The organism is Janthinobacterium sp. SUN120 (genome assembly GCF_030397735.1).
In the GTDB taxonomy this organism is placed as follows: Bacteria; Pseudomonadota; Gammaproteobacteria; order Burkholderiales; family Burkholderiaceae_D; genus Janthinobacterium; species Janthinobacterium kumbetense.
In genome coordinates this window covers 68,832-93,402 of sequence record NZ_JAPUBW010000005.1, presented here as the reverse complement: position 1 = coordinate 93,402, position 24,571 = coordinate 68,832, and the positions used below count along the sequence as shown (strand labels likewise).

The following is a 24,571-nucleotide window of genomic DNA, read 5'->3' as shown; positions in this document are numbered from 1 at the left end:
GGCGGCTGTGTTGCCGTGTTCAGCTCTTATCAGGCGGCAGCCTTGTCCAGCGACAGCATGCGCTCGACATAGCGGGCGATCAGGTCGATTTCCAGGTTGACCTTGCCATCGACCGTCAAGTGTTTCAAGGTCGTCATGGCGATCGTGTGCGGGATCAGGTTGATCGAGAAGCGGCAGCCGTTGACGGCGCCCGCGCCCAGGTCTTCCACGCGGTTGACGGTCAACGACACGCCATTGACGACGACGGAACCCTTGAAGGCCAGGTATTTCGCCAGTTCGTGCGGCGCTTCGATCACCAGCTCCCACGATTCGCCCACGGCTTCGAACTTGCGCACGATGCCCAGGCCGTCGACGTGGCCGGACACCAGGTGGCCACCCAAGCGCTCGGCCAGGGTCAGGGCTTTTTCCAGGTTCACTTCCGTGGTGGTATCGAGGCCCACGGTGCAATTGAGGCTTTCACGCGAGACATCGACGGCAAAACCCGTATCCGACTTTTCCACCACCGTCATGCAGGCGCCATTGATGGCGATCGAATCGCCCAGGGCCACATCGGCCAGCGACAAACCGCCCGCGTGAATATTCAGGCGCACGCCTGCATCGAGGCCGCCGTCGAGCGGTTGCACGGTTTCAATTTTGCCGATGGCGGCAACAATTCCTGTAAACATGGAGCTAACCTTATAAAAAGTGTAAATCTATTAAGTACGCTGGGCGAATCTTGCAAGGATACGCACATCTTCGCCCACTTGCTGAACCTGGTGAAATTGCAAAGTGCGCTGCTGCTTGATATCCGTCAAGGTGGGCAAGGCAAACATGCCTTGCGCATCGCCCAGCAAGGTGGGCGCCAGGTAGACCAGCAACTCGTCGACGCAACCTTCGAGGATCAGCGAACCGTTCAGTTTGGCGCCTGCCTCGACGTGGACTTCATTGATTTGCCGGCGTCCCAGTTCCAGCATCAGCGCGGCCAGGTCGACCTTGCCGGCCGCGTTCGGCAACAGGATGACTTCGGCACCCAGCGCCTGCAGTTGCGCCTGTTTCTCCGGATTGGCGACGGCCGCCACGATCCACGTGCCGCCGCCCTGCAGGATGCGTGCGTCGAGGCTGATGTCGAGCCGGCTGTCGACGACGATGCGGCGCGGCTGGCGCGGCGTCTCGACGGCGCGCACGTTCAGTTGCGGGTCGTCCGCCTTGACCGTGCCGATGCCCGTCAGGATGGCGCAGGCGCGCGCGCGCCAGGCGTGGCCGTCGGCGCGCGCTGCCGGCCCCGTGATCCACTGGCTCTGACCATTGTGCAAGGCCGTCATGCCGTCCAGGCTGGCCGCCGTTTTCAGGCGCACCCACGGCTTGCCGCGCTGCATGCGCGAAAAGAAGCCGATATTCATTTCATGCGCCTCGTCGGCCAGCACATCCGTGGTGACGGCGATGCCGGCCGCTTCCAGCTTGGCCAGCCCCTGCCCCGCCACCAGCGGATTCGGGTCCGTCATGGCAGCCACGACGCGGCCCAGCCCCGCGCGCACGAGCGCATCGGAGCATGGCGGCGTGCGGCCATGATGGTTGCACGGTTCCAGGGTGACATAAGCCGTGGCGCCGCGCACGTCGTTGCCACGCGCCGCCGCATTGGCCAAGGCTTGCACCTCGGCATGATCCTGCCCGGCCGCCTGCGTCACGCCGGCGCCGATCACCTGGCCATCCTTGACGATCACGCAGCCGATGCGGGGATTGGGCGAGGTCGTGTACAAACCGCGCGCCGCCCATTCCAGCGCCAGGCGCATGCCATCGATATCGTTGAGTATTTCCACGGGCTTCTTTGATAGTGAGTGATAGGTGAGTCGAATTACGAACTGTCGGCCACACCGCTGCAATTGGCCGCTTGCTGCTGCGGGTCGCACACGCGCACCCTGCCCAGCATATTGATTTTAATATGGCGCACCTGCTTTCCCAAAGCCAGGGACAGGGTACCCCAGCGCGCCGCCAGGCTATTGGTCGCGCTGCAACTGCGGCCTGCGCCATTGTAGGCGATATAAAACGGCGCCGTGGCCGACGAAAACGCGAACTGGGCCGTGATGCCCTCCGGCAGCGGCCCCTGGCGGAACAGCAATTCGTCATCGCCATCGAACGCCAGGTTGGCATTGCGGTCGATGAATGCCAACCAGCCCGTGCGCCAATCCACGCCACCGGGCCCGGCCGGCATCAGCAGCACGCGCTGCCCCCGCGCCATCGCCTGCGCCCGCGTCAATTCGATGGCCGAGAACAAGTCCGTGGCCGCCGCCCGCACCTGCTGACGCGCCAGCACCTGCTGCAGACTGGGCATGGCGGCGGCCGCCAGCAGCGCGGCAATCGCCAGCACGGCCAGCAATTCGAGCAGGGTGTGTCCCGCCCGGCGTGGCTGCTTGCGCGAACGGGCAAACCAGGGCCGGCCGCAGGAAGGCGAAAGGCGGCATGACAGTAAATCCCCCCTGCCTCGTGCCCGCGCCAGCGCAACCATGGCCTAGGGCCAGCAATGGCTGGCGGGGCCGCTGCTGCCGCGCTGGCCCGTGCTGTTCAGGGACAGGATGCCGCAATCGGTATCCTGGAATTGCGCATCGACCTTGGCCGTGCCCGGCATGGCCCGCAACAGCACGCATTGCCCGATAGTCGCGCCGGGGCAGGCCAGCGCCTCGATTTCATACGCGCTGCCGGCAGCCGGTCCTTCGCCGGACCACCAGGGAAACTGCTGCGCCAGCGGCGCGGGCGACGCCGAGGAAAAGGCCAGATAGTGATTGTTTTGCGAATAATAGCGCTCCTGCTGCTGCATCAGGCGCAGCAGGGCCGCCTGCCCCTGCACCCGCTTGGCGCGCACGACATGGCCGTGGTAAGCGGGCGCGGCCAGCGCCAGCAGCAGGCTCACGATCGCCAGCACGGCCAGCAGTTCGATCAGGCTGAAGCCCGGCGGGTTGGCAGCAAAAGCGCCTCCGTTTGCAGTGCACCAATGCCGCCTTGCCAACGTCCCCATGCGATTTCCCCCCTTTCCAAAAAGCGCCAGCCGATACGCTGCGCCGGCCTAGCCCATGCCTATTTTTTCTTGGCCGCCTCGTGCAATTCGCGCCAGTTCGCCACTTCGCGCCAGCTGAGGCGCCGGGCCGACAGCGGTGCGCTGACGACCTTGAGCACCGCCCCGCTGGCTGCGCCGGGCAAGCCCGGTTGCAGCACCGCCAGTTCCTTGCGCCCCTCGGCCCGCCCTGCCGCCGTCGCGGCGCCCACCGTGCTGTTCAGTTCGAGCGCTACTGGCGGTGCGCGCGCCAAGCCATCGAACAAGCGCCCCGTCTGCGCACCCGCCTGCACGACACCGGCGCCATCGGCGGCAAAACCGCTCAGCACATCGAGCACGTACAGGCGCGTGGCGGGCTTGGCGCAAGGGTCGCGCCCCGGCAAGACGGTGTTAAACAACACCTTGCCAGCGGCCAGCACGGGACTGCTGACGCTGCGTTCGCCCGTTTGCCCGGTATTGAGGAAATCGAGGTACCAGCCGCGCATGGCGTCGCTGCCCGTGTAGCGCAACTCGGCGCCGTCGACGCGCACGCCGCCCGCCGCCTCGCCCAAGCTGCGCTGCTCCAGGTCGGCCCGGCTGCGCGTGGAAGATGACTCGCGCACATCGTCGTGCACGGCATAAAACGACTGCGACAGGAAGGCGGAAGGCCAGGTATCGGCCGCTTCGACCAGCTTGCCCGTGCCGAACAGCAGCACATAGCCGCCGCCGGGCGCGTAGGCTACGCTCAGTTGCTGCGTCACGGGCTGGCGCCGGCCCTGCGCATCGCGCGCGACAAAGACGAGCTTGCGTCCCTGCCCCTCCTTCCAAGGCGGCCCGCCAGCCATGTCGAGGCGCCAGATATTGCCCTGCAAATCGCCAGCATACATATACGCCAGCGCGCCGTCGCTGCCCGGCACCACGGCGGGCGGACCCAGCGCCTGGGGCATGGCATCCACATCCTCGTTCGCGCCCGCATCAGCGTCATGGCCGCCGCCGCTGGCCACGGGCACCTTGAGGCGGAAGTAATTACTTCCCAACACCCATGGCGTGCCAGGCGCCTTGTCCAGCGCCAGCAGGAAGATGGCGGCGGCCGATGCGGGCGCCGTCGTGTCCTTGCCATCGTTCACATGGTTGTTGTAGCCGCTGGCGACGATGGCAAAGTCGCGGTAGGCCGGCGCGCCCTCCTTGCCGCCCATATTGATGCGGGCGAAGGCGGGCGACGCACGCACATTGCCCATCAGCCTGTCGTCGCGGTCCGTAAATTCCCACAGCGCCCCGTCTTGCCCGAAGCGGGCCGGGTCCGTGATGTCGAGCGCAAACACGCCCTGCGCCCCGCCGCCCATGCCCGACACCAGCACCGTCTTCCAATGTCCCAGCGCCAGCACTTCCGCCGTGGCCGCCGCACCGTCGAGCAGCGGGCCGGAGCTGTAGTGAGTGCTTGCAGCGGCTGGCGCAAGGTGCAGCAGCGCTTGCGGCAGATAGGCAAACAATTCGCTGCCCGTGCGCGCATCGAAGGCATGCAGCAAACCGTCGCTGGCGCCCAGGTACAGCATTCTGCGCCGCTGCAGCAGCGCCTGGCGGTGCAAGCCATAGCCGGTACCCGGCATGCCCAGCCCGGGCGCACCCACGTACACGAGATTGCCATAGGGTGCTGCGCCCAGGCTGCCTGACCTGCGCCGCAGGAAGCCGCCTGGCTGGCCCACCTCGTGCGTGCGCTGGCCCAGCAGGTACGCCAGGCGCGCCTCGCCCCGGCCATCGCCACTGTCGAATGCGCCGCGCTGCGCTGCGTCAAGGCGGTTCCAGGCCAGCGGCATCAGGCTGCCCTGGGCGTCGAGCGTGTAGACGGGACGCAAGGACGCAGGCGCGCCATCCGGCACGGGCTTGTCCTGTCCGCCGGCAATCCACCATGGCTTGCCGGGAAGCAGTGCGCCATCGGCCCCCACGGCAAACGTGGTGCGCGACAAGGTCATGCCGCCATCGGCCAGGTGCAGCTGCGTCTGGAACCAGTATGCCTCTTCCGTGCCGCTGGCCAGCGCCATCAGGGCCGGTCCTGCGAGCGCCGCCGGCAAGGTGCCCTTATCGGCTGCCGCGAAGGCTGCGCGCAATCCCGCGATCAGGGCGGCCGGATCGCTGCCGGGCAAGTAATGACCAGGCCAGCGGCCGTCCAAGCTCCATTCATCCAGCGCGCCGCCCGTCGCGCTCTTGAAGGGGTTGGCATCGCCATTCGCATCGAGAAAGCCGCCATACTTGGATGCCAGCAGCAAGGGTGTAGAGGCGGGAGTGGTGGCCGGGTCGCCCTGGCGCAAGTCGCCCGCATAGTGCTCGACCTTTGCGACACCGTCGTTCTTGCCGCCGGGACGCAGGGCCTGCACGTGCGACCAGTAGGCCAGGCCCGCCGCATGGTAGCTGGCGCCGCCCGCCCCATCGGCCAGCAATTCCAGCGCCGCCAGTTCCGGCCGCGGCGCGGGATTGCCGGGCGTGCCGCCGCTTTCCAGGCTGCCCACCGCATGCGTCCAGGCCATCGCATCGAACGGCGGCGGCGCAAAACTGTCCGGCGCGCGGGCGCGGTCGCCGGATGCGGCAGGAGGGACCGGGACATTGCCGGGCACGTAACGGTCGCCCGCCATGCCCGCATCGCCGAGGCTGACGACGATGTGGCGCTGGCAACTGGCCGTTTGCGGGTCGCTCCATTGGGTCACGACCGGCAAGCCGTCGTCGATGGCAGGCGGGGCCGTGGCAGGCGGCACTGGGGCGCTCGCTTGCCGTCCCTGCAGGTAGCGCAGCGATTCGTACAGCAATTCGGCCAGCGGCGCCGCCCTGGCGTACGCGCCAGGATGCCCTGCATTGCCGCGGCCCAGGCCATTGATGTAAGCGGTCACCCCGCCGCCAAGGCCCGCGCCCTGGGCCGCAGCTTCGGCCACATACACGCCGGTGGCGGGATGCCACTCGGCGCCGGCATTGTCTTGCGGCAAATAGTCGGGCGCCGTCCAGCGCTGCCTGCCCACATGGGCCAGCGGCGCGCGCAGCACGCCGCCATACACGGGGCCGGCGCTGGCGGGCATGCCGTTCAAATGACCAAACACGCCCACGCGCACCCGGCCGCCATGGCGCTGCACGACCCCCACCGGCTTGTAGTTCTTGCCATACGCCAGGCACAAGTCGTCGCGCAGCGGCCCCTCGTCAGCGTCGCACACGCGCACGCGCGCGAGGAACACCCCGTGCGTGGCAGCAAGGCCAGGCGCATCGCAAGTGCTGCCCGCAGACTGGCCAAGGCTGGCGTCGCCGAACAGCAGGCGGTTGCGGCAAGAAACGATGGCCAGTTGCGCCAGCGCAAATGGCGTCGCTGCCGCCACGCCCGCCTGCAAGACCTTGCGCGGGAAAAAGACGGGGTGGGCAAAAAAGTCGATGGGGCTGTCGGCGTCAGGCAGATAGGCGCGCTGCAGCACCGTCTTGCGCACTTCGTCGATGACGCGGTCGCCGCCCGTCAGCGCATAGCGGACAAGGTCGAGCATGCTGGTGCTGGCCCAGTTGAGAAAGTTGCCGCTGAAACTATCGCCGCCGCAACCGTGCAGCGCATCGGCCGGCTTCAGCACGGAGAAGTAAGCGGTCGCTACGCGCAAGTCCGGCAGCATGACGCCATCCTTGCTGCGATACGGATAGCTGTAGCACATGCGCGCATGAAAATACCCTGCGTACTCGCGCTGCGGCGCATACTCGCCGCCATATGCGGCAGCGGCCGCCGCATGCGTGAGGGACAGGTTGAGCAGCAGATTCGGCGGCACCCTGGCGCCGTGCAAGCCCGCGTCGGCCCGCGCCAGCGTCACCGGCGGGACGGCGGCGGCAAGGGCGCCGCCGCAACAGAGGCTGGCCAGACAGGCCAACAGCATCAGCCAGACGCAGCCGGCATGCCGCCGGGTAGACCGCAAAGCAGGCCACAAAGTGGACGGCAAAGTGGGTGGCAAGATGAACCGCGGCGCCCTCATGGCCCCGCTCCCGCCGCCTGTTTGCGGTAATAAGTTTGCAGCACGACTTGCGTGCTTTCCTGCGCGCCAAAACCGATGGCCGTGATGCGGTACACATAGCTTTCCGTGGCCAGGCCGCCAGCCACTGCCGTGGCCTGCGCGCCGGGCGGGTGAAACGGCAGCAGTTCGATAAGGTAGCGGGGCCGGCGCGACGGCAGGAAGCCCTGCCCCGTCTGCATGACGGCACCCGTAAACTGGCCATACGGCACGGCGCGGCTGCTGCCTTCGGCGCCATCGAGGTCCGTACTCAACCAGAGCGCCGGCGCCTCCGGGGCCGCGGGCAGGCACAGGCCCAGTGCGCCGCCCTCACCACAACCCTCCGCAAACCCTGCCGCACTGCCTGGCGCGAAGAGGCTGCTGCGTCCCGGCGCGCCGGGCAAGCCTTCGATATCGTTTTGCGCATCCACCAGTGCCTCCTCCGCCGCCTGAAACGCGATCTGCCGGTCGCGCTCGCCGCGCGCCGCCTTCTCCCCCTGCAAGGCCATCTGCGCCGCCGAAATGCCCAGCAACAAGATGATCACCAGCAGGCACAGCACATACACGAGGGTGGCGCCGCCGCATCGCGCACGAGGTGGGCGCCAAGGCACGCAACAGCGGACGCCCGCGCCAGCCATCGCGCCGCCCGCCTAGGCCGGCCCGTTGCGCAGCATGATGCTCGTCTGCACCAGTTGCCGCAGCCGCGAACGCGTCGCGGCAGGCAAGGATGCGCGCGCGATGCGCACGCCCGTGTCGCCGGCGCCATGCGCCTCGGCATACGCCTTGCCGAACAGGTCGAACTGCGCCGGCCCCAGTTCCGCCATCTTGTCGGCCTGTCCCGCCTCGTCATGCAGCAACAGCGCCACGCGCACGCTGGCCACGCGTTTCCAGTGCGTGCGCCGTTGAAAATCGCGCTGGCGCGCAGCCGCATCCGCCCCCTCCAGCAGCAGCGCCGCATCGTAGGCGTCGAGCGCGCTGGCATTGACATAGCGGTTCGCCACGCCGTCAGGCGGCGTATCCGTGTCGAGGCCATACAGCACCTGGAAAGCATCGACGCCACGGATGACGGCGTCCGCGCCCCAGCCGTTCGTGCCCCGGTATTTGCAGCGCAGCTCGCCTTCGCCATCGGCGCCCTGCGCCACGTAGAAAATGCTCCAGCCCCGCTGCGCCTCCGTTTGCGCGGCGCCCACGCCGAAGCCGGCGCAATTGAGGACGGAACCGTCGCCGCCCTCTTCCTTGCCGGCGCCGTAATAGCGCAGGGCCAGCACGTCGCTGCCATGCAGGGCGCCGGGCAGCGCGCCGCTGATGCCGTCGCTATTCTTGCCCAGGCTGCGCGCGTCGAGACCGGCGATATTCGCGCTGTCGTAATCCGCATGGGCGACGGGTGCGGCGCTGCTATCCCAATTCACATACGCCGTCTGGCGCACGGCGCGGGCGATGGCGTCGAGCGCATAGCGGGCGTTGTCATCCAGGCGAGCGCTGGCGGACTGGTCGCCATAGCTGCCGCTGGCCGCCAGCAGCACGCTACTGGCGGCCAGCATCAACAGCGCACCGAGCGACAGGGCCACCAGCAATTCGATCAGGCTCATGCCACGATGTCCGCCGCTCATGCGCCGCCCCCGCCCAGCTGGAATGCCAGCCTGGGCAGCGACTCGCCTGCCGCATTCACGGCGGGCGAGCCATCGGGCAGGCGGCCGCGCCAGCCCAGCTTGATGACGATGGGCGCCCCCTTGCCGCCGCTGCACGCCCACTGCAAGCCCTGAGCGGCGGCATCCCACGCGGCAAGGTCGCGGCAGATGCGCAGGCGCGCGCCGGGCAAGGCCGCATGCAGCCCCTGCTTCCATTCGGCGATGTCGAATTGCGCCAGCTCGGCCGCGCTGCAGGCGGCAGCGCCAAGACAGTCCGGCGCGCCACCGCCAGCTTCGGCGCCGTCCGCCGCCGCATATGCCACGTTCAGGTAGGGATTACCCGCATCGGGGCCATTCATGAGCACGTTGTTCGCGCGCATGCGCTCGGCCATGCCGGCGGCCAGTTGCACGCCCGCCGACAGCAGCGCCGACTCGTGGCGCGCGCGCAGGGCGTTCAATTGCAGGATGCTGGCACCCAGCAGGCCCAGCGCCAACAGCAGCAGCGACACCAGCACTTCGACGAGGCTGCTGCCACCCGCAGGAAACATAGTGCGACCGCCCTTGCGCATGCGCTACTCCCTTCCGCAGAAAGAGCCGCAGGAACAGGCGGCCCAGCTACAAGATAGGCGCGCGCAAAAACCCGCGTCTGCGCTAGCGCAAACAGGACGATGATAAGTCGAGAAGAACGGCGGTGGGATTGATCAGACCGCTTGCCAGGCAAGCGCTGGCATGGTGAGCACGGGGCGCAGGAGCGGCCCCATTGCCGGCAAAGTGAATGTCCGGGTAAGCGTCAGGGCTTGCGCGCCTGGCCCACTTCGGCGATCGCGTCCTGGAACTCGGCCAGGTCTTCGAAATTCTTGTAGACGGAGGCAAAGCGGATGTAGGCGATCTTGTCCAGGCGCTTGAGTTCCTGCATGACGAGTTCGCCGATATAGCCGGATTCGACTTCACGCAAGCCGCTGGTAAGCAGCTTCTCTTGGATGGACGCGATGGCCGTATCCACAGAGGCGGCCGCGACGGGACGCTTACGCAAGGCCAGCATCAAACTGCCGCGCAACTTATCCGCAGCGAACTCCGTCCGGCTGCCATTCTTTTTGACGACGGCCGGCATGATAAGTTCAATGCGTTCGTACGTGGTAAAACGCTTGTCGCATTTGCCGCAGCGGCGGCGGCGCCGAATGGCATCCCCTTCCTCCGATACGCGCGTATCGAGAACCTGGGTGTCGCCGTGCTGGCAAAATGGACATTTCATGGGCTGGCTACAACTTTATAGTAATAATTACGGGAAATCGCCGCCCTTGTACAAAGGGCGCCCGAATCACTCCGGGCGCCCTTGGGCACGACTGGAATGTGTCATACAGAATCTTACTCCGTATGACACATTCTGGACAAATAATTATGCTGCGTACACAGGGTGCGCGTCGGCCAGTACTTTCACGGCCGCTTTCACGCGCTCGATGGTGGCGGCGTCATGCGGATTGTCCAGCACGTCGGCGATCAGGTTGCCCACTTCTTCCGCTTGCGCTTCCTTGAAACCGCGCGTCGTCATCGCCGGGCTGCCCAGGCGGATGCCCGAGGTGACGAAAGGTTTTTGCGGGTCGTTCGGGATGCCGTTCTTGTTGCAGGTGATGTGCGCGGAACCGAGGATGGCTTCGGCTTCCTTGCCCGTCAGGTTCTTGGCGCGCAGGTCGACCAGCATGACGTGCGATTCGGTGCCGCCGGACACGATGCGCAGGCCGCGCTTGATCAGGGTTTTCGCCAGCACGTCGGCGTTCTTGATCACTTGCTTCTGGTATTCGACGAATTCAGGGCTCAGCGCTTCCTTGAAGGCGACGGCCTTGCCGGCGATCACGTGCATCAGCGGGCCGCCCTGGATACCAGGGAAGATGGCCGAGTTGATGGCTTTTTCGTGTTCGGCCTTCATCAGGATGATGCCGCCGCGCGGGCCGCGCAACGATTTGTGCGTGGTCGAGGTGACGAAGTCGGCGAACGGCACCGGGTTCGGGTACAGGCCGGCGGCGATCAAGCCCGCGTAGTGGGCCATGTCGACCATGAAGTAGGCGCCCACTTCCTTGGCGATCTTGCTGAAGCGTTCGAAGTCGATCTTTTTCGAGAATGCCGACGCGCCGGCGATGATCAGCTTTGGCTTGCGTTCGCGGGCCAGGCGCTCCATTGCCTCGTAGTCGATGTCTTCTTCCGCCGTCAAGCCGTAGGAAACGACGTCAAACCATTTGCCGGACATGTTCAGCGGCATGCCGTGGGTCAGGTGGCCGCCTTCGGCCAGCGACATACCCATGATCAGGTCGCCCGGTTTCAACATGGCGAAGAACACGCCCTGGTTCGCCTGCGAGCCGGAGTTCGGCTGCACGTTCGCGCATTCGGCGCCGAACAGCTGTTTCACGCGGTCGATGGCCAGTTGCTCGGCCACGTCGACGTATTCGCAGCCGCCGTAGTAGCGCTTGCCCGGGTAGCCTTCGGCGTACTTGTTCGTCAGCTGCGAGCCTTGCGCTTCCATTACGGCTGGCGACGTGTAGTTTTCCGACGCGATCAGTTCGATGTGGTCGTGCTGGCGCGTGTTCTCTTTTTGAATGACGGCGAACAATTCAGGATCGACGTTGGCGAGGTTGTGATCTTTTGCAAACATGTAAAAACTCCAAGTATGAGGGTGCTTGTACTGGCAGGTTGGATCGAATGAGGGGAGCCGGCGTTAAGTGAATAACAACATTGGACAGGCAGCCTCTTCGTGCTTTTCCATAGTGGCTACCCAGGCGAACGGCTGATGAAAAATCTCACGTTTCCCGGTGGGTGCCCACCTTTCGCCGGTTTGCCGACCGCCATTCATGGAGATCGCCCGACTTTTCGCCAGTCACGTGAGACGTAATGGAAGTCAAATTGTAAGTTAAGTACCCAAATTGAGCAAGGAATGCAACCGTGCGGCTATAATCGCCGCGCGCCATCGCAGCCCGGGCGCGGCCACAGGCCGCCCCGGGGATGGCCGCCGCTTTTAAGCTGGGCTTAAACCTGGCCATGGCATGTAAGCGTATGTTACGAAGCTTGCCATTGCACACGCCGGATTTACAATGCTGCGGTGCAACTTATATGCAGCTTTTGCATGGCTTTCCAGCAAGCGCCCACAGTCACAAGAAGAAAAATCGCGTAAAATGTTGCTCAATCTCACTACTGGCGCAATAAACATGCCTTCAGTCTTTACCTGGAACGTACGTGTCTACTATGAAGACACCGACGCCGGCGGCATCGTCTATTACGCTAACTACCTGAAATTCTTCGAGCGCGCGCGCACCGAATGGCTGCGCGCCATCGACGTGGGCCAGCAGGAATTGCTGGAACAGCATGACGCGATGTTCGTTGTCAAAAGCGTCAACGCCGACTATCATGCGCCAGCCAGGCTCGATGACACGGTAAGATTAACCTTAAGCATAGAAAAAATGGGGCGTGCCTCCATCGTTTTCCTGCAACAAGCCTGGTGCGGCGACCGCCTGCTCAACACGGCCCGCGTCAAGATCGGCTGCGTCGATTCGGCACTGCGCCCGCGCGCCGTGCCTGATGCAGTCGCGGCCCGCATGCGCGCCGCCTGAGCCCTACCCGCCACCCCCGGACAATTCACCCAACAGACTGCCAGCCAATGAACGTTACACAAGATCTTTCTTTCCTCGCGCTCATCTCCAATGCCCATTTGATCGTGCAACTGATCATGGCCCTGCTGCTGCTGATTTCCCTGACCAGCTGGACCTACATTTTCCGCAAGATGTTTGCCGTGCGCCAGGCGCGCAAGCAAACCATCGAATTCGAACGCAGCTTCTGGGCCGGCGGCAATCTGCATGCGCTGCACCAGAACGCCAGCGGCAACCGCGACCAGAGCGGCGCGCTGGCCCGCATCTTCGACGCCGGCATGGGCGAATTCATCAAGGGCAAGGCTTCCTACGGTTCGCGCGAAGCGCTGGACGTCGGCGCCGTGCTCGACGGCGCACGCCGCGCCATGCGCGCCGCCTTCCAGCGTGAAATGGACGTGCTCGAATCGCACCTGGCCTTCCTCGCGTCCGTCGGCTCCGTCTCGCCGTACATCGGCCTGCTCGGTACCGTCTGGGGCATCATGAACGCCTTCCGCGGCTTGGCCAACGTGCAGCAAGCCACGCTGGCCGCCGTCGCGCCCGGCATTGCCGAAGCGCTGATCGCCACCGCCATCGGCCTGTTCGCGGCCATTCCCGCCGTCGTCGCCTACAACCGTTTTTCGCATGACATCGACCGCCTGGCGATCCGCTTCGAGAGCTTCGTCGAGGAATTCTCCAACATCTTGCAGCGCCAGTCGCGCTAAGAGGGGGCAAGGTCCATGGGTTCCTCCTTTAATAGTGGCGGCATGCGCGGTGGCCGTGGCCGCAAATTCAAGTCCGAGATCAACGTCGTGCCGTATATCGACGTGATGCTGGTGCTGCTGATCATTTTCATGGTGATGCCGTCGTCGAACAATCCCAGCGTGGTGAACTTGCCCAACGCGGAAAAGTCGGCGAAACCGCCCGATGACTATATTCAGATCGTGCTGAAGCCGAATGGTTCGCTGTCGATCGGCGTCATCGGCAAGGAACAGCTGTCGCCGGAAACGGAACCGAACCGCGACGCCCTGCTGCGCAAGCTGCGCGGTTTGCACGAAAGCAATCCCGACTATCCCGTGATGATCGCGGGCGACAAGGAAAGCAAGTACGACGATGTGATCCAGCTCATTTCGGAAGCAAAAAAAATGGGCATTACCCGCGTCGGCCTGGCCACCAAGTAAGCGCAGCACCCTGTTTCCAGACTTGACCGTTTTTAGATAGACTAGACTTTGCAGACCAAACAAATCGACCATGTACTCGGCAAGCCCTACAGCGTGCCGCGCGAACGCAGCCGCTGGCCCTCGCTGGGCCTGGCGCTGGCGATGCACCTTGGCCTGCTGTTTTTCCTGTGGGTGGGCGTACACTGGCAAAATACGGAACCTGTCGCCGTCGAAGCGGAAGTATGGGACCTGAAAGTGCAGACGGCCGCGCCGCCGCCCGAAGTGGCGACGGAACCGGAACCGACACCGGCGCCGCCGCCGGAACCGCAAGTGGAACAGCCGGCCCCGCCGCCACCGCCGCCCGTGGCCGCGCCCGAGCCGAAGGTCGACCTGCGCGAGGCGGAGATCGCCCTCGAGCGCAAGAAGGCCAAGCTGAAGGAAGAAAAAGACAAAGCGGCAGCGGAAGAACGCCGCAAGCAGGAATTGAAGGAACGCGAGGAAGAAAAGCGCGAACTGGAAAAACAGAAGCAAAAAGAAAAAGACAAGGCTGAAAAGCTGGAAAAAGAAAAGGCCGACAAGCTGGAGAAAGCCAAGCAAGCGAAAGAGAAAGAAAAAGCGGCGGAAGAAAAAGCCGAGAAAGAACTGTCCGATAAAAAAGCGGCGGCCGAAAAAGCGGCCAAGGCGAAAAAAGCGGCGGCTGAAAAAGCGGCCGCCGACAAATTGCGTGCCGATGACATGAAGCGGATGATGGCGCAGGCAGGCAATGGCACAACAGGTACGGCCGCGAAAGCGACCGCGCCACGCAAGGACAGCGGCTATGTCGCTGCCCTGACGAGCAAGATCAAGAGCAATATCGCGTACAGCGGTAGCACGGACGTGCCGGGCAACCCGCGCGCCGTGTTCAAGATCGAGCAACTGCCAACTGGGGAAATTATTTCGGTCCGAAAGATTAAAAGTAGCGGCCTGCCGGCGTATGACAGCTCGGTGGAAAACGCCATTAATAAATCGTCGCCACTGCCGAAGAAAAAAGACGGCACCGTGGAACGCGAGATTGAACTCATATTCGAGATGAAGGATTTGCCTAAATGATGACCATGAAAAAAATGAGCTATGTCGTGCTCTGCGCCGGCCTGATGCTGGGAGCCTCCGGCGCCCAGGCGCAGCTGCGCGTGGAGATTACGGGGATCGGCAGCAACCAGATCCCGGTGGCTGTCGCCAGCTTCGTCAATGAATCGGCGGCGCCGCAGTCGCTGTCGGGCATTATCAAGGCCGACCTGGCGCGCAGCGGCGTGTTCAAGCTGATCGACGCCGATGCGCCCGTATCGGAAACGGCGCCCGTCAGCTACGAGCAGTGGAAATCGCGCGGCGCCGACGCCCTGGCGGCCGGCACCGTGCAAAGCATGGCCGATGGCCGCCTGGACGTGCGCTACAAGCTGTTCGATACCATCAAGGGCGCCCAGATCTCCAGCATGAACAATGCGGCCGCGCCGCAATTCAACCGCTTGCTGGCGCACAAGATCGCCGACGACATCTATGAAAAGTTGACGGGCGTCAAAGGCGCGTTCGCCACGCGCATCGCCTACGTCACGCAATCGGGCCGCGAATACCGCCTGGAAGTGGCCGACGCCGATGGCGAAGGCATCCAGGTCGCCCTGCGTTCGAACGAGCCTATCATTTCGCCGTCGTGGTCGCCGGACGGCACCAAGGTCGCGTATGTGTCGTTTGAAAAGAAAAAGCCCATCGTCTACGTGCAAAACCTGGTGACGCGCCAGCGCACCATCGTATCGAATGAAAAAGGCAGCAACTCGGCGCCGAGCTGGAGCCCGGACGGCTCGCGCCTGGCCGTGGCCCTGTCGCGCGACGGCCATACCCAGGTCTACACCGTCAATGCCGACGGCAGCGGCTTGCGCCGCGTCAGCACCAGCAGCGGCATCGATACGGAACCCCAATTCTCGGCCGATGGCCAAAGCATTTATTTCACCAGCGATCGCAGCGGCGGACCACAAATCTACCGCATGTCGACCAGCGGTGGCGAAGCCAAGCGCGTGACGTTTGGCGGCTCCTACAACATCAGCCCGCGGATTTCGTCCGACGGGAAGACACTCGCTTATATTTCCCGTCGCGACGGCAATTTCCAGCTCTACGCGCTCGACCTGGCTAGTGGCCAGGAACTGCGCCTGTCGGACACCGCCAACGACGAATCACCGAGCTTTTCGCCCAACGGGAAATATATCATGTACGCGACCGAATCCGGACGACGCAAGTCGCTGGCAGTGGTATCGGTGGATGGCCGCGTCAAACAGCGTTTGACTACGCAAGCTGGCAATATCAAGGAGCCCACCTGGGGTCCTTTTATGAAGTAAATGCTGTACAGTTTCACCTTTAACCATGACCCGGAGAATAAAAATGAGTAACTTTAAAAGTTTGGCTTTCATCGCCGCTACCGCAGCCCTGCTGTCCGCCTGCAGCACCCCAGTCAAAGTAGCAGAGACCCCAGTGGTTGAGCGCGCTCCTGAAAAAGTCGTCGCTCCAGTTGACACCCGTCAAGTTCAGCCAGTAACGACCGCATCGGTCGATCCACTGGACGATCCAAAAGGCGTGCTGGCTAACCGCAGCATCTACTTCGACTTCGACAAATACGTCGTGCGCGAAGCGGACACCCCAGTTGTGCAAAACCACGCTGGCTACCTGGTGAAAACGCCTAGCCGCAAGATCCTGATCCAAGGTAACACCGATGAACGCGGTGGCGCTGAGTACAACCTGGCCCTGGGCCAGAAACGTGCTGAAGCCGTGCGCAAGTCGATGGCAGCCCTGGGCGTGCCAGAAGGCCAAATGGAAGCCGTGTCGCTGGGCAAAGAAAAGCCTAAAGCTCAAGGCAGCAACGAAGCAGCATGGGCAGAAAACCGCCGCGCTGACATCGTTTATTGATGTTCAGGGGTGAGCGCGGCAGCATTGACGCTTACCTAACTGGCCAGTCATAGGCATAATAATGGGGCGCAGCGCGGTGATTCACCGCCCGGCGCCCCGTTTGCATGTTTGCGTAACTTTTGAAAGCCCGACTCATGATGACATTCTCGAAAGCCGGCGTCGCCGCCGCCTTGATGGCCGCGTTTGCCTACCTGCCCCTGCACGCCAACGCCGCCCTGTTCGATGACGACGAAGCACGCAAGGCCATCCTCGAGCTGCGCGCCAAGGTCGACGCCATGGCGCGCGACCTGAACAGCCGCATCGACGCCAAGGCGGACAAGACCAGCACCTTGAGCCTGCTCAACCAGCACGACCAGACCATGCAAGAGATCGCCCGCCTGCGCGGCCAGATCGAAGTACTGGGCAACGACCTGGCAAACACGCAAAAGCGCCAGAAGGATTTCTACACCGATATCGATGCGCGCCTGCGCAAGCTCGAACCGCGCCAGGTCACCATCGACGGCCAGGAAGCGGCCGTGGGCGTGTCCGAGCAAAGCGCATACGAATCCGCGTTCGGCCTGTTCAAGTCGGGCGACTACAAGGGCGCCGTGACGGCCCTGGACGGCTTCGTGAAACGCTATCCGGAATCGGCCTACGCGGCCAACGCGCAATACTGGCTGGGCAACGCCTATTACGCCCAGCGCGACTGCAAGAGCGCCATCACGGCCCAGCAGGCCGTGCTGAAACACTACCCGGACAGCCCGAAAGCGCCCGACGCCATGCTCAACATCGCCAGCTGCTACACGGAGCTGAAAGACAAGCCGAACGCGACCAAGACGCTGAACGCCCTGATCTCGCGCTACCCGGACTCCAGCGCGGCCCAGGCGGCCAAGGAACGGGGCGGCAAAAAGTAAAAGCGGGGAAAAAGTTGCCCGTTAGGTTTGACAGAATCCCGGGCACCCCCTATAATCTTTCTTCTTCGGGTCGTTAGCTCAGCTGGTAGAGCAGCGGACTTTTAATCCGTTGGTCGCAGGTTCGAATCCCGCACGGCCTACCACGAATACGCAGTACTGATCTGCTTGCGAGTTGTTATAGCAAGCATTTTTTTACGGCACAGTGTTACCGAAGTTGTTGTAAAAAGTTTTTGGGTCGTTAGCTCAGCTGGTAGAGCAGCGGACTTTTAATCCGTTGGTCGCAGGTTCGAATCCCGCACGGCCTACCAAATACTATGAAGAAGCCAACCGTTCGCGGTTGGCTTTTTTGTTTTCTAGGCTTGCCTGGATCGCAGCCACTCCTTCAACGCATCATTCATGCGCGTTTGCCACCCATCTCCGGTGGCCTTGAAGGCTTCGAGGATGTCGGCATCGAAGCGTATGGTCGTGCTGACCTTGCCACCAGTGCCAGCGGGTCTGCCGCGGCGGCGTACCGCCTCCTGCTGCGCCTCGGGACGGGAAACGGGCTTATCGCCCACTTGCCAGACACCCTGCTCGAAAAAACCGTCCGTCAATTCAGGCGCATCGTCGGGATCAATCCAGGCTTTGCTTGTATTTGTCGATTTCGCGTTCATTTGCCTTCCTCATGCTGATGATTCTGCGCGCCCGGCCACGCGGCGTCCAGACCAATACGACCAGGCGCTCGTCGAGCCAACTTGCAGTGATGAAGCGGGGTTCGCCGTAGTCCTGGCGCTGGTCCGGCAGCGTAATGGTGAGGCCGCCAAACACTACATGCGCACGCGCAAAGTCGAGACCACGGTCCCTGAGCGTCTTTTCACGCTTGACAGCATCAAAAGTGATTCTCATTATTTATTGTAGTAACAAATAATAGAAACAGCCAGCCCTGTTTCGCGAACAAGGGCGCCATCGGGACGGCTACATCGCCCTTAACGCGACACCAGCGCCGGCCTCCCGGCCAGATGCGCCACCACGCTGCCCATCGCCCGCCCCAGCGGCACCTCCACCCAGCGGTAAAACGCGGCACCGGCCGCCAGGCTGGCGCCCCAGGCCGTCAGCATGCCCAGCGCCTGCCACTCCGGCTCAAGCGGGACATAGCTGATAAACAGCGCATTGACCAGCAGGCTGACGGGAAAGTGGACGAGAAACACGGCATACGAAATGCGTCCGAGGGTGTTGATGACATTCCAGGCGCCGCCCTGGGACGGCGTGCGGGCGCGGCCGAACAGGAACAGGGCGCAGGCGACGATCAGCGCCAGGGCGATGCGGCTGCGGTAGTCGACGGTCAGGGCCAGCAGGACGGGCACGGCGGCCATGGCCATGAGCACGGTCATGGCGGAGGGTTTGCGGGCCGGATCGCTGGCCCACCAGGCCAGCATGCCGAGACCGTAGCTGCCGAAGAAATACGGCGCCCAATTGTCCCAGCCTGCGTCAAGATTGAAATACAGCAAGGAAAAGGTGATGCCCGCGGTGACGGCCAGCGGCATCAGCCAATGCCCGCGCCGCAGGCCCGCCAGGCGGCCGCCCAGCCACAGCAACGCTACCGTCAGCAAGTACAGCTGGAAATCGATGGCCACGTACCAGGCGCCGGCCGACAGCGACTCGTAGCCGAGCACGCCGTGCAGCAGCAAGGCATGGGCGCTCAGCTGACCCAGGGTGACGGCGGCCGACATGGAATCGTGCAGCATCCAGATGCCGGCCACGGGCGTGATGATGGCCGCGAGCAAGGTGGCGGCCAGGAAAGGCGGCGCCAGCTTGGCGTAGCGGCGCCAGATCGCCTGCAGCGGCGCGGCAATGCCGGGGCGGCCGGCGGGTGACAGGGATTTGGCGACGAGAAAGCCGCCGATGACGAGAAACACTTGCACGGCGATACGCGCGCTGCCGCCCAGCCAGCCTAGCAGCTCGGGCCACAGGGGTTGCACGTAGTCGGACATGGGGCCGTAAAACGCCAGGTGATGCAACACGATCAACTGCGCCGCGCCTGCCTTCAAACCATTGATCCAGCCAAACTGCGGACGATATGCCAGGTCCGCCTGTGATACCACTGCTGCTGCCGTCATTCCCATCCCTTGCCATGCCAGGCAGTGTCGCCAGCCCATCGCGCAACAGGCGCGCGGCTGAGGATTTACCGAAAGGCCGATATGATAGCCGAGCCTGAAAAATGGCGGGGCACGGCAGGCGGCTAAACTGTCGGCTTTTCCGCCTGCGGCGGCTCGGGCGCCAAGGGCTGCTGCGCCAGAATCGCGTCCAGCAAGCCGGGGAAGCGACTCTCGATATCGGCGCGACGCAAGGTGTTCATGTGCGTCGTGCCCGCGTTTTCCGTGTAGACGAGGCCCGCTTCGCGCAAGACCTTGAAATGGTGGGAAACGGTCGATTTCGGCCGCCCGCCGTCGAGGTCGCCGCAAGCGGCCGCATCGACGCGGGCCAGGTGGCGCACGATGTCGAGGCGGATGGAATCACTCAAGGCGTACAGCACGCGCTCGAGGACGAATTCGCTGGCGGGAGGATGTTTGTGTGGGCGCATGAGCAGAATCATACAGCATGCGCTATACTAATTCCATTATTCGAATATTTACGAACTACCGAATCAGTATTGTCCGACATTTCCACCAACAAACACAAAGGCCACCATGTCCGCCCTCTTCCAGCCCTACACCCTCAAAGGCATCACCCTGCGCAACCGCATCGCCGTGCCGCCCATGTGCCAGTACATGGCCGTCGATGGCCAGGCCAACGACTGGCATCTGTCGCACTACGCGGGCATGGCGCGCGGCGGCGCGGGCCTGGTGATCGTCGAAGCGACGGCCGTGGCGCCCGAAGGCCGCATCACGCCAGGCTGCACGGGCATCTGGAACGATGATTTGGCGCAAGCCTTCGTGCCGGTGGTAAAGGCCATCAAGGCGGCCGGCTCCGTTCCCGGCATCCAGATCGCCCACGCGGGCCGCAAGGCCAGCGCCAACCGCCCATGGGAAGGCGACGACCATATCGCGCAAGGCGACGCGCGCGGCTGGCAAACCATCGCCCCGTCCGCCATCGCCTTTGGCGGCGGCCTGCCGAAAGTGCCGCGCGCCATGGACCTCGACGATATTGCCCGAGTGAAACAGAACTTCGTCGACGCGGCCGTGCGCGCCCGCGAAGTGGGCTTCGAATGGCTGGAGCTGCACTTCGCCCACGGCTACCTGGCGCAAAGCTTCTTTTCCGCCCACTCGAACCGGCGCGACGATATCTATGGCGGCAGCCTGGAAAACCGCAGCCGCTTCCTGCTGGAAACATTGAAAGCCGTGCGTGAAGTGTGGCCCGAGCACCTGCCGCTGACCATCCGCTTCGGCGTGCTGGAATTCGACGGCCGCGACGAGCAAACCCTGCTCGAATCGATAGCCCTCGTGCGCCAGTTCAAGGATGCCGGCATGGATATGATCAGTGTCAGCATGGGCTTCACGATTCCCGACGTGTCGATTCCGTGGGGTCCGGCCTTCATGGGCCCGATCGCCGAGCGCGTGCGCCGCGAAGCAGGCGTGCCCGTCTCGTCCGCCTGGGGCTTCGGCACGCCGGCCATCGCCGAGCGCGTCGTCAAGGAAGAACAGCTGGACGTGGTGATGGTGGGCAAGGCGCACCTGGCCAATCCGCACTGGGCATATTTTGCCGCCAAGGAACTCGGCGTGGAACGCGCCTCGTGGACCCTGCCGGCGCCCTACGCGCACTGGCTGGAACGCTACTGATCATCCTTGACCGTCGCCGGATGCCCCTCCAGGGGCAGTTCCGGCAGGAACAGCAGGAAGACCAGTCCCACCAGCAGCAGCACGGCGCCGGCGCCGAACACGCTGGCAATCGCATGGCGGTACACCTCCACCGTCTGCACGGCCGCCTGCGCGCCCAGCGCCGAAACGGCTTCCACGCCATGCTGGTGCAGCTGGCGCGCAAGGATGGCGCCGGACGCCGTCACGCCCAGCAAGCCGCCCAGCGAGCGGAAAAAGGCCAGCATGGCCGTACCCACGCCGCGGCGTGCCAGCGGCAAGGCATTTTGCACGGCGATCGTCATGTTCGGCATCACCAGTCCCAGCCCCGTGCCGAGGAAGAAGATGGCCGGCTCGATGATCCAGTAACCGCGCGACGTTTCCATGGCCCAAGCCAGCACGGCAAACGCCACGACCGCCACGGCCAGCCCCGCCACCTGCACCATCTTGTACTTGCCCGAACGCGACAGCACCCGGCCGTTGAACATCGACGACGCCACCAGCCCCACCATCATCGCCACCGTCATGACGCCCGATTCGGCGGGACTGGTGCCCATCACCAACTGGAAGAACAGGGGAAAGAAGACGCTGGCGCCCATCAGGCCCATGAACGTCATGGCCATCACCAGGCTGGCGATATTGAAGGTGCGGTTCTCGAACAGGTCGGGCGGCAGCACGGGTTCATCCACCCGTCCCACGTGGAAGGCCAGCCAGATCCCCAGCAGCACGGCCACGCCGCCGCACACCTTGATGGCCAGCGCATCCCATGGCCACTCGGTGCCGCCCAGCGCCAGCACCAGCAGCGCCGCCGTGACGGCGCCCGTCAGCAAGGCAGAGCCCAGATAATCGATCCGGTGCGCATGCGCGGGCGCGGGTTTGCGCATGGCGCGCGCGATGATGACGAAGGCGGCCGCGCCGACGGGCAGGTTGACAAAGAAAATCCAGTGCCACGACAAGGCATCCGTGATCACGCCGCCCAGCACGGGGCCCAGCACGCTGGTGACGGCAAACACGATGGGCACCATGCCTTGCCGCTTGCCCCGCTCGGCGGGCGGCACGATGTCGCCGATGATGATCTGCGCCAGCGGCATGAAGCCGCCCGCGCCCAGGCCCTGGATGGCGCGGAAGATGATCAGTTCCGTCATGTTCTGCGCCAGCCCGCACAGCACGGAACCGAGCAGGAAAGTCAGCAAGGCCGTGAAAATCATGGGGCGGCGGCCGTACTGGTCGGCCAGCTTGCCGTACAGGGGCATGGTGGCCGTCGAGGCCAGCACGTACGCCGTCACCACCCACGACAGGTGCGCCATGCCGCCCAGGTCATCGACGATGCGCGGCAAGGCCGTCGCGACGATGCTCTGGTCCAGCGCGCCCAGGCCCAGCACGGCCATCAGGCCCAGGTAGGTGGCGCGTACTTCGCGCTCCGTCAATGGCGCCTCTGCGCCTGCGGGTATGCCAAGGCCGCTCATGCCTGGCCAATCTCAAGAAGAGGCTGCATGGCGGCGGCCAGCGCATCGACCTGCTGCGGCGTCAGGCGGGCGATACGCCGCGCCAGCGCATCGCGGCGTCGCGCGCGCAGGGTCTCGAGGATGGCCAGGCCATGCGCGGACACGTGCAGACCCGAACGGCGCCGGTCCTGCGGATCGGGCGCGCTGCGCTCGACGAGACCCGCCTCTTCCAGCGACTTGACCTGCGCGCTGACGGTCGGCCCGCGCACGTTCTGCAGGCGCGCCAGCGCCGCCACGCCGATGCCGGGCTGCTCGTGGATCAGCGCCAGCAGCATGTACTGCATCATCGACACGCCGCCTTCCAGCTCGCCCCCTTCGCGCTGCATGGAGCGCAGCAGGCGCTTGAACGCCGTGCGCAATTCATCGGACAGCACCAGCGCGCGTTCGGGGATAGGAAGGTCTTCGGTAGTGGACATGGAAATATATAAGTAGGTAGGCTATCTACTCATATTAGTCCGCCCTCGAGCGCTGCGCAAGGTTTTTTCCACCCCCGCCCTTCCCAAAACCGCCGTTGGCCGTCATAATAGCCGCCCTTGGGTCGTTAGCTCAGCTGGTAGAGCAGCGGACTTTTAATCCGTTGGTCGCAGGTTCGAATCCCGCACGGCCTACCAAGATTCAGTCGTCAGCATGGCAAGCATGTTGATACGGCACAGCGTTACCGCAGTAAGTAGTCAAAGTTTTTGGGTCGTTAGCTCAGCTGGTAGAGCAGCGGACTTTTAATCCGTTGGTCGCAGGTTCGAATCCCGCACGGCCTACCAAATACTTCAGAGAAGCCAACCGTTCGCGGTTGGCTTTTTTGTTTTCCAGCCCTCCCCTCCCATCGCTCCCTGATTCAATCCTAACAGGATCGAGTCCATGGAATCAAACCAAGATTATCTTTTTCCAGTTCATAAATACAATGGACGGCATGGCGGCACAGGCAATGCCTGCGCCCGTATCACCGCATCGTATTTGACCGAAAGGACTGGCCATGAAAAAACTCTTCACTCCGTATGACCTCGCAGGATTACCCCTGCCCAACCGCATCGTCATGGCGCCCATGACGCGCTCGCGCGCCAGGGATGGCGTGCCCGATGAACAAACGGCGCTGTACTACGCCCAGCGCGCGTCGGCTGGCCTGATCATCAGCGAAGGCATCCCCGTCAGCCGCGAAGGCACGGGCTTTCTGTTCGTGCCCGGCCTGTACACGGATGCCCAGGAAGCCGGCTGGCGCCAGGTGTGCGACGCCGTGCACGCACGGGGCGGGCGCATCTTCGCCCAGCTGTGGCATGTGGGCCGCCTGTCGCATACGTCGCTGCAAGCCGGTGGCGCGGCGCCCGTGTCGTCCGTTGCGCGCCGCGCGGACAACTCGCCCGCGTTTGCCTGGGCGTCGCCTGGCGTGGCTGGACAAGTCCCCGCCAGCGCGCCGCGCGCCCTGGACGCCGCCGACATCCCCCGCATCGTCAACGATTTCGTGCTGGCCGCGCGGCGCGCCATGGCCGCCGGTTTCGATGGCATCGAACTGCATGGCGCGAACGGCTACCTGTTCGAACAATTCATCAACGGCGCCCTCAACACGCGCGACGACGCGTATGGCGGCACGATTTCCAAGCGCCTGCGTTTGATCCTCGACACCATCGACGCCCTGAGTGCGGAAGTGGGCGCGCAGCGCGTCGGCGTGCGCATCTCGCCATTCGGCCGCCTGTACGACATGCAGCCGTTCGACGACGAGGCGGCCACCTGGCTGGCCCTGGCCGAAGCGCTCAACGCGCGCGGCCTCGCCTACGTGCACACGAGCGACCAGCTGACCCTGGGGCAGACGCCGATTCCCGCTGGCTTCGCGGCCGACTTCCGCCGCGCCTACCGAGGCACGCTGATCTCGGCGGGCGGCTTCGACGGCGACAGCGCGGAAGCGGCATTGCAGGAGGGCCGCATCGACCTGGCCGCCTTTGGCCGCCCGTTCATCGCCAACCCCGACCTGGTCGAGCGCCTGCGCCATGGCTGGCCGCTGGCGCAGGCCGAGCGCGCCACCTTCTACGGCCCGCACGGCGCGAACGGCTATACGGACTACCCCGCCTTTGCGGCGCAATAAATAAAA

The 24,571-nt window shown here is 64.2% G+C and carries 25 protein-coding genes, 4 tRNA genes and 1 riboswitch; of the genes, 13 read left to right on the top strand and 16 right to left on the bottom strand.

Annotated features, from left to right (window positions below; genetic code table 11):
• Window positions 1-29: 29 nt before the first annotated feature.
• From O0879_RS23030 to glyA, 10 genes are all read right to left on the bottom strand, one after another.
• Window positions 30-665 (bottom strand): riboflavin synthase, encoded by a 636-nt coding sequence (locus O0879_RS23030; protein WP_289918948.1) that lies wholly within the window; start codon window positions 663-665, stop codon window positions 30-32.
• Between the two features lie 30 nt (window positions 666-695).
• Window positions 696-1,796, bottom strand: a complete 1,101-nt coding sequence (gene ribD / locus O0879_RS23025; RefSeq protein WP_289918946.1) for a bifunctional diaminohydroxyphosphoribosylaminopyrimidine deaminase/5-amino-6-(5-phosphoribosylamino)uracil reductase RibD — start codon at window positions 1,794-1,796, stop codon at window positions 696-698.
• Between the two features lie 35 nt (window positions 1,797-1,831).
• On the bottom strand, window positions 1,832-2,443 hold the full coding sequence (locus tag O0879_RS23020; RefSeq protein ID WP_289919214.1) for a GspH/FimT family protein: 612 nt from the start codon (window positions 2,441-2,443) through the stop codon (window positions 1,832-1,834).
• A gap of 42 nt (window positions 2,444-2,485) precedes the next feature.
• Complete coding sequence (locus O0879_RS23015) at window positions 2,486-2,989, bottom strand: type IV pilin protein (RefSeq protein WP_289918943.1); 504 nt, start codon at window positions 2,987-2,989, stop codon at window positions 2,486-2,488.
• 59 nt (window positions 2,990-3,048) lie between these two features.
• A complete protein-coding gene (locus tag O0879_RS23010) occupies window positions 3,049-6,891 on the bottom strand; it encodes a PilC/PilY family type IV pilus protein (RefSeq protein ID WP_289918942.1) in 3,843 nt (1,280 codons plus the stop codon).
• 92 nt (window positions 6,892-6,983) lie between these two features.
• Window positions 6,984-7,613, bottom strand: a complete 630-nt coding sequence (locus tag O0879_RS23005; RefSeq protein WP_289918940.1) for a PilX N-terminal domain-containing pilus assembly protein — start codon at window positions 7,611-7,613, stop codon at window positions 6,984-6,986.
• A 39-nt stretch (window positions 7,614-7,652) separates the two neighbouring features.
• The gene (locus O0879_RS23000) at window positions 7,653-8,612 is read right to left on the bottom strand and encodes a PilW family protein (protein ID WP_289918938.1); all 960 of its coding nucleotides are present in this window, start codon (window positions 8,610-8,612) and stop codon (window positions 7,653-7,655) included.
• Window positions 8,609-9,178, bottom strand: coding sequence for a type IV pilus modification protein PilV (pilV, locus tag O0879_RS22995; RefSeq protein WP_289899309.1), 570 nt, complete (start codon window positions 9,176-9,178; stop codon window positions 8,609-8,611). Before pilV ends, O0879_RS23000 begins: the two co-directional genes overlap by 4 nt.
• 242 nt (window positions 9,179-9,420) lie before the next feature.
• Window positions 9,421-9,882, bottom strand: a complete 462-nt coding sequence (gene nrdR, locus O0879_RS22990) for a transcriptional regulator NrdR (protein ID WP_077401309.1) — start codon at window positions 9,880-9,882, stop codon at window positions 9,421-9,423.
• 144 nt (window positions 9,883-10,026) lie between these two features.
• The gene (gene glyA, locus O0879_RS22985) at window positions 10,027-11,274 is read right to left on the bottom strand and encodes a serine hydroxymethyltransferase (protein WP_034786580.1); all 1,248 of its coding nucleotides are present in this window, start codon (window positions 11,272-11,274) and stop codon (window positions 10,027-10,029) included.
• Window positions 11,275-11,385: 111 nt separating this feature from the next.
• A riboswitch (ZMP/ZTP riboswitch) is annotated at window positions 11,386-11,510 on the bottom strand.
• A gap of 314 nt (window positions 11,511-11,824) precedes the next feature.
• Between glyA and ybgC the strand changes: the two genes are divergently transcribed.
• From ybgC to O0879_RS22940, 9 genes are all read left to right on the top strand, one after another.
• The gene (gene ybgC, locus O0879_RS22980) at window positions 11,825-12,226 is read left to right on the top strand and encodes a tol-pal system-associated acyl-CoA thioesterase (protein ID WP_046682324.1); all 402 of its coding nucleotides are present in this window, start codon (window positions 11,825-11,827) and stop codon (window positions 12,224-12,226) included.
• Window positions 12,227-12,273: 47 nt separating this feature from the next.
• Entirely contained in the window at window positions 12,274-12,963 is a 690-nt protein-coding gene (gene tolQ / locus O0879_RS22975; protein ID WP_034759183.1) for a protein TolQ, read from the top strand.
• A 15-nt stretch (window positions 12,964-12,978) separates the two neighbouring features.
• Entirely contained in the window at window positions 12,979-13,419 is a 441-nt protein-coding gene (locus tag O0879_RS22970) for an ExbD/TolR family protein (protein WP_223278896.1), read from the top strand.
• Window positions 13,420-13,467: 48 nt separating this feature from the next.
• Window positions 13,468-14,487, top strand: coding sequence for a cell envelope integrity protein TolA (gene tolA, locus O0879_RS22965; protein ID WP_289918937.1), 1,020 nt, complete (start codon window positions 13,468-13,470; stop codon window positions 14,485-14,487).
• Window positions 14,484-15,761, top strand: coding sequence for a Tol-Pal system beta propeller repeat protein TolB (gene tolB / locus O0879_RS22960; RefSeq protein ID WP_099664973.1), 1,278 nt, complete (start codon window positions 14,484-14,486; stop codon window positions 15,759-15,761). The genes tolA and tolB overlap by 4 nt, the downstream gene beginning before the upstream one ends.
• 43 nt (window positions 15,762-15,804) lie before the next feature.
• Window positions 15,805-16,326, top strand: a complete 522-nt coding sequence (gene pal, locus O0879_RS22955) for a peptidoglycan-associated lipoprotein Pal (RefSeq protein ID WP_034786578.1) — start codon at window positions 15,805-15,807, stop codon at window positions 16,324-16,326.
• Window positions 16,327-16,460: 134 nt separating this feature from the next.
• Window positions 16,461-17,219: a tol-pal system protein YbgF gene (gene ybgF, locus O0879_RS22950; protein ID WP_099664974.1), complete on the top strand. Its 759-nt coding sequence runs from the start codon at window positions 16,461-16,463 to the stop codon at window positions 17,217-17,219.
• Window positions 17,220-17,286: 67 nt separating this feature from the next.
• Window positions 17,287-17,362, top strand: a tRNA-Lys gene (locus O0879_RS22945).
• Window positions 17,363-17,451: 89 nt separating this feature from the next.
• A tRNA-Lys gene (locus O0879_RS22940) sits at window positions 17,452-17,527 on the top strand.
• A gap of 45 nt (window positions 17,528-17,572) precedes the next feature.
• On the opposite strand, the gene O0879_RS22935 is transcribed toward O0879_RS22940, so the two are convergent.
• From O0879_RS22935 to O0879_RS22920, 4 genes are all read right to left on the bottom strand, one after another.
• Window positions 17,573-17,872 (bottom strand): BrnA antitoxin family protein, encoded by a 300-nt coding sequence (locus tag O0879_RS22935; RefSeq protein WP_289918936.1) that lies wholly within the window; start codon window positions 17,870-17,872, stop codon window positions 17,573-17,575.
• On the bottom strand, window positions 17,832-18,104 hold the full coding sequence (locus O0879_RS22930) for a BrnT family toxin (protein ID WP_289918934.1): 273 nt from the start codon (window positions 18,102-18,104) through the stop codon (window positions 17,832-17,834). The genes O0879_RS22935 and O0879_RS22930 overlap by 41 nt, the downstream gene beginning before the upstream one ends.
• 80 nt (window positions 18,105-18,184) lie before the next feature.
• Entirely contained in the window at window positions 18,185-19,315 is a 1,131-nt protein-coding gene (locus tag O0879_RS22925) for an acyltransferase (protein ID WP_289918933.1), read from the bottom strand.
• 122 nt (window positions 19,316-19,437) lie between these two features.
• Window positions 19,438-19,779 carry a helix-turn-helix domain-containing protein gene (locus O0879_RS22920; protein WP_099668182.1) on the bottom strand — a complete coding sequence of 114 codons (342 nt, stop codon included), beginning with the start codon at window positions 19,777-19,779 and terminating at the stop codon, window positions 19,438-19,440.
• 106 nt (window positions 19,780-19,885) lie between these two features.
• Here O0879_RS22920 and O0879_RS22915 point away from each other — a divergent pair, with 106 nt between their 5' ends.
• Window positions 19,886-20,974, top strand: a complete 1,089-nt coding sequence (locus O0879_RS22915; protein WP_289918931.1) for an NADH:flavin oxidoreductase/NADH oxidase — start codon at window positions 19,886-19,888, stop codon at window positions 20,972-20,974.
• Here O0879_RS22915 and O0879_RS22910 read toward each other — a convergent pair.
• Both O0879_RS22910 and O0879_RS22905 read right to left on the bottom strand, forming a co-directional pair.
• A complete protein-coding gene (locus O0879_RS22910; protein ID WP_289918929.1) occupies window positions 20,968-22,455 on the bottom strand; it encodes an MDR family MFS transporter in 1,488 nt (495 codons plus the stop codon). The two genes, O0879_RS22915 and O0879_RS22910, sit on opposite strands and share 7 nt — an antisense overlap.
• Window positions 22,452-22,910: a MarR family transcriptional regulator gene (locus tag O0879_RS22905; RefSeq protein ID WP_289918926.1), complete on the bottom strand. Its 459-nt coding sequence runs from the start codon at window positions 22,908-22,910 to the stop codon at window positions 22,452-22,454. The genes O0879_RS22910 and O0879_RS22905 overlap by 4 nt, the downstream gene beginning before the upstream one ends.
• Window positions 22,911-23,029: 119 nt before the next feature.
• On the opposite strand from O0879_RS22905, the gene O0879_RS22900 reads away from it, so the two are divergent.
• From O0879_RS22900 to O0879_RS22890, 3 genes are all read left to right on the top strand, one after another.
• A tRNA-Lys gene (locus O0879_RS22900) sits at window positions 23,030-23,105 on the top strand.
• A 71-nt stretch (window positions 23,106-23,176) separates the two neighbouring features.
• Window positions 23,177-23,252 (top strand) — tRNA-Lys (locus tag O0879_RS22895).
• Window positions 23,253-23,464: 212 nt separating this feature from the next.
• Window positions 23,465-24,565: an alkene reductase gene (locus tag O0879_RS22890; RefSeq protein WP_289918925.1), complete on the top strand. Its 1,101-nt coding sequence runs from the start codon at window positions 23,465-23,467 to the stop codon at window positions 24,563-24,565.
• The last annotated feature ends 6 nt before the right edge of the window (window positions 24,566-24,571 follow it).

Coding starts and splice junctions, on each gene's coding strand:
- O0879_RS23010 (WP_289918942.1), bottom strand. CDS start 6,891: ATGCTGTTGGCCTGTCTGGCCAGCCTCTGTTGCGGCGGCGCCCTTGCC.
- pilV (WP_289899309.1), bottom strand. CDS start 9,178: ATGTTTCCTGCGGGTGGCAGCAGCCTCGTCGAAGTGCTGGTGTCGCTG.
- pal (WP_034786578.1), top strand. CDS start 15,805: ATGAGTAACTTTAAAAGTTTGGCTTTCATCGCCGCTACCGCAGCCCTG.
- O0879_RS23015 (WP_289918943.1), bottom strand. CDS start 2,989: ATGGGGACGTTGGCAAGGCGGCATTGGTGCACTGCAAACGGAGGCGCT.
- ybgF (WP_099664974.1), top strand. CDS start 16,461: ATGATGACATTCTCGAAAGCCGGCGTCGCCGCCGCCTTGATGGCCGCG.
- O0879_RS22910 (WP_289918929.1), bottom strand. CDS start 22,455: ATGAGCGGCCTTGGCATACCCGCAGGCGCAGAGGCGCCATTGACGGAG.
- O0879_RS22915 (WP_289918931.1), top strand. CDS start 19,886: ATGTCCGCCCTCTTCCAGCCCTACACCCTCAAAGGCATCACCCTGCGC.
- O0879_RS22970 (WP_223278896.1), top strand. CDS start 12,979: ATGGGTTCCTCCTTTAATAGTGGCGGCATGCGCGGTGGCCGTGGCCGC.
- O0879_RS22890 (WP_289918925.1), top strand. CDS start 23,465: ATGAAAAAACTCTTCACTCCGTATGACCTCGCAGGATTACCCCTGCCC.
- tolB (WP_099664973.1), top strand. CDS start 14,484: ATGATGACCATGAAAAAAATGAGCTATGTCGTGCTCTGCGCCGGCCTG.
- O0879_RS22935 (WP_289918936.1), bottom strand. CDS start 17,872: ATGAACGCGAAATCGACAAATACAAGCAAAGCCTGGATTGATCCCGAC.
- O0879_RS22920 (WP_099668182.1), bottom strand. CDS start 19,779: ATGCGCCCACACAAACATCCTCCCGCCAGCGAATTCGTCCTCGAGCGC.
- O0879_RS22930 (WP_289918934.1), bottom strand. CDS start 18,104: ATGAGAATCACTTTTGATGCTGTCAAGCGTGAAAAGACGCTCAGGGAC.
- tolQ (WP_034759183.1), top strand. CDS start 12,274: ATGAACGTTACACAAGATCTTTCTTTCCTCGCGCTCATCTCCAATGCC.
- O0879_RS23030 (WP_289918948.1), bottom strand. CDS start 665: ATGTTTACAGGAATTGTTGCCGCCATCGGCAAAATTGAAACCGTGCAA.
- O0879_RS22925 (WP_289918933.1), bottom strand. CDS start 19,315: ATGACGGCAGCAGCAGTGGTATCACAGGCGGACCTGGCATATCGTCCG.
- O0879_RS22905 (WP_289918926.1), bottom strand. CDS start 22,910: ATGTCCACTACCGAAGACCTTCCTATCCCCGAACGCGCGCTGGTGCTG.
- nrdR (WP_077401309.1), bottom strand. CDS start 9,882: ATGAAATGTCCATTTTGCCAGCACGGCGACACCCAGGTTCTCGATACG.
- glyA (WP_034786580.1), bottom strand. CDS start 11,274: ATGTTTGCAAAAGATCACAACCTCGCCAACGTCGATCCTGAATTGTTC.
- ybgC (WP_046682324.1), top strand. CDS start 11,825: ATGCCTTCAGTCTTTACCTGGAACGTACGTGTCTACTATGAAGACACC.
- O0879_RS23000 (WP_289918938.1), bottom strand. CDS start 8,612: ATGAGCGGCGGACATCGTGGCATGAGCCTGATCGAATTGCTGGTGGCC.